Annotated in this window: 8 protein-coding genes; all 8 read left to right on the top strand. The window is 37.6% G+C overall.

The window, feature by feature from the left end; translation table 11 throughout:
- Positions 1 to 1,217, top strand: a 1,217-nt coding sequence (locus tag FC65_RS06190) for a DNA/RNA non-specific endonuclease (protein ID WP_338088173.1), incomplete at its 5' end; no start/stop codon positions are given.
- Between the two features lie 178 nt (positions 1,218 to 1,395).
- Positions 1,396 to 2,700 carry a Y-family DNA polymerase gene (locus tag FC65_RS06185; RefSeq protein WP_465262345.1) on the top strand — a complete coding sequence of 435 codons (1,305 nt, stop codon included), beginning with the start codon at positions 1,396 to 1,398 and terminating at the stop codon, positions 2,698 to 2,700.
- A 527-nt stretch (positions 2,701 to 3,227) separates the two neighbouring features.
- Entirely contained in the window at positions 3,228 to 3,878 is a 651-nt protein-coding gene (locus FC65_RS06180) for a hypothetical protein (RefSeq protein ID WP_010496098.1), read from the top strand.
- A 27-nt stretch (positions 3,879 to 3,905) separates the two neighbouring features.
- The gene (locus FC65_RS06175) at positions 3,906 to 4,676 is read left to right on the top strand and encodes a TrmH family RNA methyltransferase (protein ID WP_010496097.1); all 771 of its coding nucleotides are present in this window, start codon (positions 3,906 to 3,908) and stop codon (positions 4,674 to 4,676) included.
- A 124-nt stretch (positions 4,677 to 4,800) separates the two neighbouring features.
- A complete protein-coding gene (locus tag FC65_RS06170) occupies positions 4,801 to 5,310 on the top strand; it encodes an HD domain-containing protein (RefSeq protein WP_010496096.1) in 510 nt (169 codons plus the stop codon).
- Between the two features lie 103 nt (positions 5,311 to 5,413).
- Positions 5,414 to 5,764, top strand: coding sequence for a winged helix-turn-helix transcriptional regulator (locus tag FC65_RS06165; RefSeq protein ID WP_056971955.1), 351 nt, complete (start codon positions 5,414 to 5,416; stop codon positions 5,762 to 5,764).
- A 457-nt stretch (positions 5,765 to 6,221) separates the two neighbouring features.
- Complete coding sequence (pheS, locus tag FC65_RS06160; RefSeq protein WP_056971954.1) at positions 6,222 to 7,268, top strand: phenylalanine--tRNA ligase subunit alpha; 1,047 nt, start codon at positions 6,222 to 6,224, stop codon at positions 7,266 to 7,268.
- Between the two features lie 9 nt (positions 7,269 to 7,277).
- Positions 7,278 to 9,692, top strand: a complete 2,415-nt coding sequence (gene pheT / locus FC65_RS06155) for a phenylalanine--tRNA ligase subunit beta (protein WP_056971953.1) — start codon at positions 7,278 to 7,280, stop codon at positions 9,690 to 9,692.
- The last annotated feature ends 128 nt before the right edge of the window (positions 9,693 to 9,820 follow it).

The raw sequence follows: 9,820 nt of genomic DNA, 5'->3' as shown, positions 1-9,820 counted from the left end.
TTCATTTACACAAACTTCTTGACACTCCCGACACTTTTTTTGCCATCATATGGTTGGGAGCTTTGATCTATTTTATTTTTTGTTTATTTAACAAAAAAAGGCGGAAGGAGAAAACGAAGTGGATGATACTTGGTGCTTCGATCTTAGCCTTTGTTATTTTTGGAGTATTGACTCCAACAGGATCTGAGAAGACGGCTAGTGGAGAAAAAACTGAACAAGTATCTTCGCAAGAACATAGAGCAACGCAAGTTAAGAAGGGGAAAACTTCTTCGTCACGAAGGAATAAAAGTACTAAAAAAGAGTACTCAAATAAACAGGAATCTATTAGGAAGGCCCAGTTAGCAAAAAAGAAGGATCAAAGTAGGGTTCAACAACAAAATCGTGCCTCAAATAAAGAACTTGCTGCTTTGGAATTTAAGGGTACACAAACCATCAATGTTAACAATGGAGTCCCAACCTTTAGTGAGACTGGGATGTCTACTAAAAATGGGTCGTGGGAAAAGTATGGCGAGCTTGATAGTTTAAATCGTGCGACTTTTGCTGAAGCTATGTTGAGCCAGGCAACAATGCCCAAACCAGGTGAAAAGCGCGAAAGCATTTCTGATGTGACCCCAACCGGCTGGAAGAATAAAAGGATCTCAAGCGGTTATCTTTATAATAGGTCACATTTAATTGGCTGGGCATTATCCGCTGAAAATGATAATTGGAGGAACTTGATCACAGGGACACGGCAATTAAATAGTCCTGAAATGTTGTGTTTTGAAATGGATACCAAAGCATATCTTGAACAGAGCAGTACTAATTATGTCAGATACTCAGTTACTCCAATATTTCGCGGTAATGAACTATTAGCTCGTGGGGTGCATATGATGGCCAGATCTGTGGGTGATAACAAAATATCGTTTAATGTTTTTATTTTTAATGTTCAAGACGGTGTTAAGCTGAACTACGCAGATGGTTCAAGTAATGTTTCTGGTGCTGCCTATACTGGTCAGACTCCTAATTCTGATAGTTATAAAGCTGCCAATAATGATCAAGTACAACAAAATGAACAAACCCAACAAAATGACGAACAAAACATGAGAGTGTATGTAACTCCTACAGGAGACAAATACCATACACATCCTCATGGTCGTGGACACTTTACCCCAACCACTTTAAAAGATGCTAAAGCAAGCGGACTGCAGCCATGTAAAATATGTAACCCGCCGTCTTAATGAAAATTACTCTTTTGGTACAGCGGTTTGAATTAAAACAATCTAAGATCAGTTCTGATTATGGAATGATTTTTATCGTTTCATATTAGAACTTTTTGAATATCCAAAAAGCAACTTAGATATTTACAAAGCGAACTAATGTTCATATAATGAATATATAGCTCAAATGTTTGGAGAGATTGTTATGGATTATTCGAAGGAACCGCATGGTGTTTTCTTTCTAATAGATAATAAATCTTTTTACGCTAGTGTTGAGTGTGCGCAGAGAGGCCTTGATCCGCTGGAAGCTCCGTTAGTCGTGTTATCCGAACAGGAAAATACTAATGGAGGGCTTATTTTGGCTGCCTCACCAGTTGCCAAAAAAATGTATGGAATTAATAATGTTAGCCGGCAACGTGATCTGCCTAAAAATGATGACTTATTGGTAGTTCCTCCACGGATGAATTTATATATTGAAAAAAATCTTGAGATCAATGAAATATTTCGGCAGTATACTCAAGAAATTGATTGTGTCCCATATTCGATTGATGAGACGATCCTTGATTTGACCTATTCGTGGCACTTATTTGGCCCTGATCCTGTAGCTGTTGCTAGACAGATTCAAGAGACTGTGCGTGCACGATTAGGATTATATACTACTGTGGGTATCGGAGAGAACCCGCTTCAGGCTAAACTAGCTCTAGATCTTTTTGCTAAACATTCCACTGGTTTGATCGGTAAATTGAGTTATGCTGATTTTGCTGAAAAAATTTGGTCGATCACGAATTTAACTGAAGTGTGGAGTATTGGGAGAAGAACGGAAAAACATTTGCATAAAATGGGGATTTACTCTATGAAAAATTTAGCTCACACTACGCCTTACACATTAAAGGAAGAAATGGGGGTAATGGGAACGCAATTGCTTGCATTAGCTTGGGGGATCGATCGAACTGATTTGGAAAAACCAGTTAGAGTTAAAAGTGATAGTCTAGGGAATTCGCAAGTATTACCAAGGGATTATCATAGGCAAGAGGAAATTGAAGTCGTGATTCAAGAAATTGGTGAGCAAGTTGCGGCTCGGTTGAGAAAAAGACATAAACAAACGATGTGTGTTAGTTTACGTATTGGTTTTTCTTATGCTTCAGCTGAAGAAATGGGAACAAGTGGGTTCTCGCAACAATTAAAAATTGCACCCACTAGTGATGGCCGTATTTTAAATCGTTGCTTATTAAAGCTATTTAGAAAAAATTGGCAGGGTGAAGCAGTTAGAAATGTTGCGGTTAGTTTTGGTGGTTTGATCACTACACAAGATCTGCAATTAAACTTATTTACTTCTGTAAAAAAACAAGAAAAACATGTTGTACTTGAAAAAACGTTAGACCAAATTAGAAACAAATTTGGAACAACTGCATTATTTTTTGGACATAGTTTGAAACATGGTGGAACAATGTTAGAACGTACTGGGTTAGTAGGCGGTCATAACGGAGGTAATTCCTATAGTTAGGCTTTAAAAAGGAACTTTTTGAAATTATTGAAACCTGGAAAAGTATGTAATCAAAAAGAAATGTATTTGTAATAGCTTTTTTGCAAGAGAAGGTATATACTACTCACATAGTCATTCGAAGGAACAAAACTTTTTATAGCAATTTATTACTAACTATCACATATTTCAGTTGTTCTGGTGACTATGCACATATTATATATCTGTTCTTCCTGTCGCTGCTGTGACGGGATTTTTTTGCAATAAAGTTCATCACAAATTTTTAATATTCATTTTTTGAAAAGGGTTGTTGTTAAATTTTCATTATGCTATAATTACTGCGTTGACATTAAAGGCATTGCTTTTATTGACAACTATTTAATTTGTCCCCCTAAACAAATTAATACAACCCCTAAGGCCTTGCTCCGATAGTGGAGTAGGGTTTTTTTGTAGTTTGGATTTAATTAAACTAAGCTAAAAAGTAAGAATCATATACGCGACTGCTTTGTGCGTTGTATAATTAAGCAGGAATGAGTGAGAGGTGAGTTAATTTGGATATTAAGTATCAAGCTGTTGGCAATGTGATATATGAGCTTTATATGGGTAGAAATATTGAAAAACACATTGCTGCAGCTGTTAAAAATAAGATCCAGGATACATCGCTAAGAATAGAAGTTATTTCTTATCGTCAATTGAAACAAGAGAGCAAATTGAATTTATTAAATGATATAGAACCGTTATTGAATATGCGTGGCCGTGAAATGGAGTTAAGTTGTTTGTACTTATTACTATACTCAAAAGATGATCCTGATCAAGGAAGGATCAGACTTTTAGATTGTGCTCCTTTTTCAGAACAGGGACTGACTTATATTTTCCATAATCCAGGTATGTCTTTTCATAACGAGGAAGATCTATTTAGTACTGCGTTAAATTGTATGGAAGCTGCTGCTAGGATCAGTGCGCATTTTTTCACTGGTGATCTAGCTTTAAGTAAGATCCAGGCCAATGTATATCGTTCTTTTTATGCAGAGGAAAGTAATTCCGTAACGGCAATTTTGCTGACGGGTGAAGATACCGCTGCAGACACAAAATTAATCAAAGAAATTGCTAAGATTTATCAACTGCAAGTAGTTACCGGAACACAAAAAGATTTAAACGGAAAGAAATGTGCAGTTTTACGTTTTACCAAGAAATTGGCTTAAAAATAATTTTAAAAGTAGGAAGTTAAGATGAAATATATTCAATCGACTGGAAACCAGACAGTTAAAAACTGGAAGAAATTACAAACTAAAAAAGGTAGAAGCAGACAAGGAAAATATTTGCTGGAAGGTTGGCATTTACTGGACGAAGCTCTTAAAGCAAATGAAAATATTAGTGAAATAATGATAACTCCAGCAGCATTAGAGCATGCAAATCCTCAAGAAATGCCTGAAGAAGTGGATATATATGAAATTTCAGATGAAGTTGCGCAACAGTTAAGTGCAACACCTAGTCCGCAAGGAATATTTGCAACAGTAATTATTGGCCAAACAAAAGAAATAATACCCGAGAAAATGACAGGGGCTTGGCTTTTTTTAGATACGATCCAAGATCCTGGCAATGTCGGAACAATGGTAAGAACAGCGGATGCGGCCGGTTTTAAGGGTGTTGTTTTAAGTGAAGGATCGGTTGATATGTATCAGCCTAAACTTGTTCGTTCGATGCAAGGAAGTCAATTTCATGTAAAAATTATTGAGGGTGATTTGTCTATTTGGACAAAAGCCTTCAAGAAAAATCGTTTCCCAGTTTTTGGCAGTGAGCTAAATGATCAGGCACGAAGCTATGATGAGGTTGGTCAGCATGCAGATTTTGCTTTAGTCATGGGTAATGAAGGAAATGGATTGAGTCAAAAAATGTTGGAAGAAACCTCGATGAATCTATACATTCCGTTAAGAGGCCAAGCAGAATCTTTGAATGTTGCAATAGCAGCTGGCATCTTGATGTTTGCGCTAAGAGCCTGAATATTAAGAATAGCTTAACATTACTGTTTTGAGTAATTATAGTTTGCAAGTTTAGCACTAACGGTCTAGTATTATGCCGTGAAGAGCAATAAATCTATCAAGCAAGTGAGGTAATTTGACGAATATGACGAATGTCAAATGGAAACAAGATCTTGAATATATGAGTTATGTGGGCAATTTGTTGCAAGAACCAGCCGTCCAAAAGCTTTCTGAATATGAGCAACACCACGCAACAACACGACTGGATCATTGTATTGATGTTTCTTATACCAGCTATCGGATCGCTAAAAAATTACATTTAAACGCAAGGGCTACTGCTCGAGCCGGATTATTGCATGATTTATTTTATTATGATTGGCGGACTACGAAATTTGACCGTGGAACACATGCATGGATCCATCCGCGGATCGCTTTAAAAAATGCGGAAAAGATCACAGATCTTAGTCCACTAGAAAAGGATATTATTATCAAACACATGTGGGGTGCGACTATTTGTCCACCTAAATATCCTGAGGGTTTTGTTGTGACAGCTGTCGATAAGTATTCTGCTACTTCTGAATACAGTGGACATTTAGCAGAGAAGATCGAAGCGAATGTCAAACAGCGGTTAAGCTTTGCAAAAGTAAGTAAATAAGAGTAAAATTAAAATAGAAGTTAAATGTAGGAAGCTCGAATATTTTAAATGCGGGCTTTTTGTTTACTATAAGTGTTTTAGTTTTGTTTGGAGGTGAGTTGTTATGGCAGTAGAAATCCAGAAAGATAGCGATTATAAACTATGTCCTCGTTTCGAAAAGACTTTCGGTATTCTTGGTAAAAAATGGAACGGCCTGATTATTGATGTTCTATTATCTGAAGGACCGCAACGTTTTAAAGACATTGCTAATAGTGTTAATAAATGTAGTGATCGTGTTTTAGTTGAACGGTTGAAAGAACTGGAAAACGAAGGTTTGGTCACAAAGACTCCGTTAGAGGATAGTTGTCGTGACGTTTACCAGTTGACTGAACAGGGTGAAGATTTGGCTGGAATTATTGGTCAAGTCCATGGCTGGGCAGAAAAATGGTATACTTTAGCCGATTGTACAGACTAACTTGACTATCATTTTTAATAAAGGTAAACTGATAATAATATTTGAAACGAAGACGGAAAAAAGTAGACTATCGATCATCACAGGAAAAAACGCTTAACTGAGAACGTTTTGTTGAGAAAATAGTTGAAGTTCACTTCCTGAGTTAGCGCTGGGAGCTAAATGCTGGTGAAAAGCGTTACGGTCGGTACTGATCGTTATCAAGCTCCAAGTGTTATTATTAGTTGCAGTTGCAGCTAATGATGAAACAAGGGTGGTACCGCGAAGCCTCGTCCCTTTTATAGGGAGGAGGCTTTTTTCTTTTTTCGACAAATATAGGCAAACAAAAATGTTAGTTTAACAGATATTTTTAACGTTCATTATTAGCTATTATCTTATGTGTCATTTTTTAAGCAACCAAAAAGAGCGTACAAGCCGCTAGCTAAACGATAACTCAATAATTTTTAAGGAAGGGAAAACAATGAATCTAAAAGACAAACTTGAAGAGCTCAAAAAAAATAGTTTGGCAGAGATAAAATCTGCATCTGATACTAAAAAGGTTAATGATATTCGTGTCCACGTATTAGGAAAAAAAGGCCCGATCACGGAGGTTTTGCGAGGGATGCGTGATCTGCCTGCAGAAGAAAGACCTAAAGTTGGTAGTTTTGCTAATAAAGTTCGGGATGAACTCAGTGAAGCTATTACACAGCGCCGTGAAGAATTAGAAGTTGAAAGAACTGCGGCTAAACTCGAAAAAGAAAAAATCGATGTGACTTTGCCAGGTGTTCCAGTTAAGCAAGGACAGCCGCACGTACTTGAACAAGTTATTGATCAAATCGAGAAACTATTTTTAGGAATGGGATACCAGGTTGTGGATGGTCCAGAAGTCGAGGAAGACCATTATAACTTTGAGATGTTAAATCTACCTAAAGATCATCCGGCAAGAGACATGCAAGACACGTTTTATATCACAAATTCGATTTTAATGCGGACGCAAACTTCGCCAGTCCAAGCTAGAACTATGGAAAAGCATGATTTCTCTCAGGGACCATTAAAAATGATCTCACCTGGTAAAGTCTATCGCCGTGATACAGACGATGCAACTCACTCACATCAATTTCACCAGGTTGAGGGGCTAGTTATCGACAAACATATAACTATGGCTGATTTAAAAGGCACACTTCAGCAGTTGGCTAAGAACTTGTTTGGCGAAGAGCGTGAGATCAGGATGCGCCCAAGTTATTTTCCATTTACTGAACCGTCTGCAGAAGTAGATGTTTCCTGTTTTAAATGCGGTGGAAAAGGCTGTGCAGTTTGCAAGTATACCGGATGGATCGAAACACTTGGAGCCGGAATGGTTCATCCAAATGTTTTAAAAATGGCAGGAATCGATCCAGAAGTTTACGGTGGTTTTGCTTTTGGTTTAGGCCCAGACAGGTTTGCTATGCTGAAATATGGAGTAAATGATATTCGCGAGTTTTATCTAAATGATGTTCGATTCCTCGAACAATTCTCTCAGAAAGGTTAGGTCGTCTTAATGAAAGTTTCAAAAAAATGGTTGAATGAATATGTACCGGTTGAAGATATTGATACGAATTCTTTGGCTAATAAGATAGAATTAAGTGCTGTAGAAATCGATGGGGTATCTCGTTTAGAAGATGGGCAAAAGAAAATTGTTGTTGGTCATATTAACAGTTTGGTGCCACATCCTAATTCTGATCATTTAAAGATCTGCCAGGTCGATGTGGGGGAAGAAGAACCTTATCAAATCGTTTGTGGTGCACCTAACGTTGAAAGTGGACAAAATGTGATCGTTGCATTACCAAACTCTTGGATCGCTGGACATAATAAGATCAAAAAATCAAAAATGCGTGGTAAAGTTTCAATGGGCATGATTTGTTCATTACAAGAAATTGGTTTCTCAGAAAGCGTTGTTCCGAAAAAATATGCTGATGGGATCTATGTTTTACCGCAAGATGCAATACCGGGCCAACCGATTTTTTCATATTTAGGAATGGATGAAGATGTGATCGATATCGATATCACACCTAACCGTGCTGATCTGTTGAGTATTCGGGGAGTTGCTAATGAAGTTGCAGCCTTATACGATAAGAAGGTCAGTTTTTCTCAACCAGAGCTTTCTGAGGAAAGTGGTAGTCAAATCGCAGATTATGTAGAAGTAAACGCCCCTGCAGAATTGGCTCCGACATATCTGATGCGGATCATTAAAAATGTAAAAGTAGCTGAAAGCCCGCTATGGTTGCAAAAACGTTTATGGAATGCAGGTATTAGACCAATAAATAATGTGGTTGATGTGACAAACTACATTTTAATGGACTATGGTCAACCTTTACATTCATTTGATTACGATAAACTAGAAACCAAAAATATTGTAGTTCGCCTTGCACAAGAAGGCGAAGAAATTACAACTTTAGATGATGAAAAACGCAAGTTAAGTGCAGACGACATTGTGATCACTAATGGTGATGTTCCTGTGGCCTTAGCGGGTACAATGGGTGGAGCAAATACTCAGATAGATGATCGATCACAAACAATTGCCTTAGAATCTGCTGTTTTTGACGGACACAGGATCCGTAAAACAGCTCGGAAAGAAAAGCTGCATTCTGAGGCTTCTGTTCGATTCGAACGGGGGATCAATGTTGCAACTGTGAGAGAAGCATTAGATAGTGCAGCTGAGCTTATTGCAGAGCTCGGTGATGGTCAAATAGTCGCAGGTGTTGCTGGAGAAGAACACGCGGATCAAAGTGCTAAAAAAGTAGAAATTTCACTTGAACGGATCAACCATGTTCTTGGAACAGAATTGGACTCACAAGAAGTTAAGCAAATTTTTACTAGACTTGATTTCGGGGTTGAGGAAGATCACGGAGTATATACCGTAGAAATTCCAGTCAGAAGATGGGATATTGAGATCGACGCAGATCTGATCGAAGAAGTTGCCCGTTTGTATGGTTATGACAAATTACCAGCCACACTTCCAGCTGGAGAAGCAACTCCTGGTAAATATACAAAAGTTCAAAAAGCAATTAGAGAAACTCGCCGTCTATTAGAAAGTGCAGGGCTTGACCAAGCTATTTCTTATGGTTTGACAACACCTAAAAAAGCGCAACGTTTTGCAATGAAACCTGCTTTGCAAACGAATCTTGATTTTCCAATGAGTTCTGATCACACAACATTGCGGATGAATCTGCTGAGTGGTTTACTGGATGACTTGTCATATAATAGTGCACGTAAAGTGGAAAATGTTGCTTTGTATGAACAGGGACGTGTTTTCTTTAGAGATGAAGATAATGAAAGGCCGCGTGAAGTTGAACACGTGGCTGGTGCGCTGACTGGGCTTTTCCATGAAGCTACTTGGAATGCTTCTAAGAAACCTGTTGACTTTTATTTGACCAAGGGTATCATAACTTTTTTGCTATCTGCTTTAGGAATTACCCAGGGTATTCGTTTTGAAGCAACTGCCAAACACGAAGAAATGCATCCAGGTCGAACTGCAGATATTTATCTGAATGACCAGCTGTTAGGATTTGTCGGAGAGATCCATCCTAATTTGGCTAAAGAATATAAATTAAAACGGACTTATGTTTTTGAGCTGGATCTGGAAAAGATAATTGCTGCACCAAAAGGTGAATTAGTATACCAAGAAATTTCAAAATATCCAACTATCACTCGTGATGTCGCTCTTGCTGTTCCTAATGAGATCACAAATCAGCAGATTTTGAATTCTATTTGGGCTAATGGTGGACATCACCTAGTAGATGTCCGATTGTTTGATTATTATCAAGGAGAGCATATTACTAAAGGCTTTAAGTCCTTAGCTTATACACTTGTTTATCAAGCTAAGAAGGCTACCTTAAAAGATGATGAAGTGACAGCTGAGTTTGACAGGGCTATTACGAAATTACAAGAAGAATTAGAAGTAACAGTTCGTTAATTAGGTAGTGAATAATTTAACAAAAATTTAAAAATAATGCTTTTATTTCGTGAGTTTAAAGCAAAGACCATGGCTTTTTAATGTGAGTGAGTTAGGTATTAGGTTCTTTATCAAGTGGTACTGATGAA

The organism is Ligilactobacillus acidipiscis DSM 15836 (assembly GCF_001435755.1).
Lineage (GTDB): Bacteria > Bacillota > Bacilli > Lactobacillales > Lactobacillaceae > Ligilactobacillus > Ligilactobacillus acidipiscis.
The sequence above is the reverse complement of the archived record's forward strand: the minus strand, read 5'-3'. Positions and strand labels throughout refer to the sequence as shown.

Bases quoted from the DNA above. Each gene is read 5' to 3' on its own strand.
- FC65_RS06170 (WP_010496096.1), top strand. From the start codon at position 4,801: ATGACGAATGTCAAATGGAAACAAGATCTTGAATATATGAGTTATGTG.
- pheT (WP_056971953.1), top strand. From the start codon at position 7,278: ATGAAAGTTTCAAAAAAATGGTTGAATGAATATGTACCGGTTGAAGAT.
- FC65_RS06165 (WP_056971955.1), top strand. From the start codon at position 5,414: ATGGCAGTAGAAATCCAGAAAGATAGCGATTATAAACTATGTCCTCGT.
- FC65_RS06175 (WP_010496097.1), top strand. From the start codon at position 3,906: ATGAAATATATTCAATCGACTGGAAACCAGACAGTTAAAAACTGGAAG.
- pheS (WP_056971954.1), top strand. From the start codon at position 6,222: ATGAATCTAAAAGACAAACTTGAAGAGCTCAAAAAAAATAGTTTGGCA.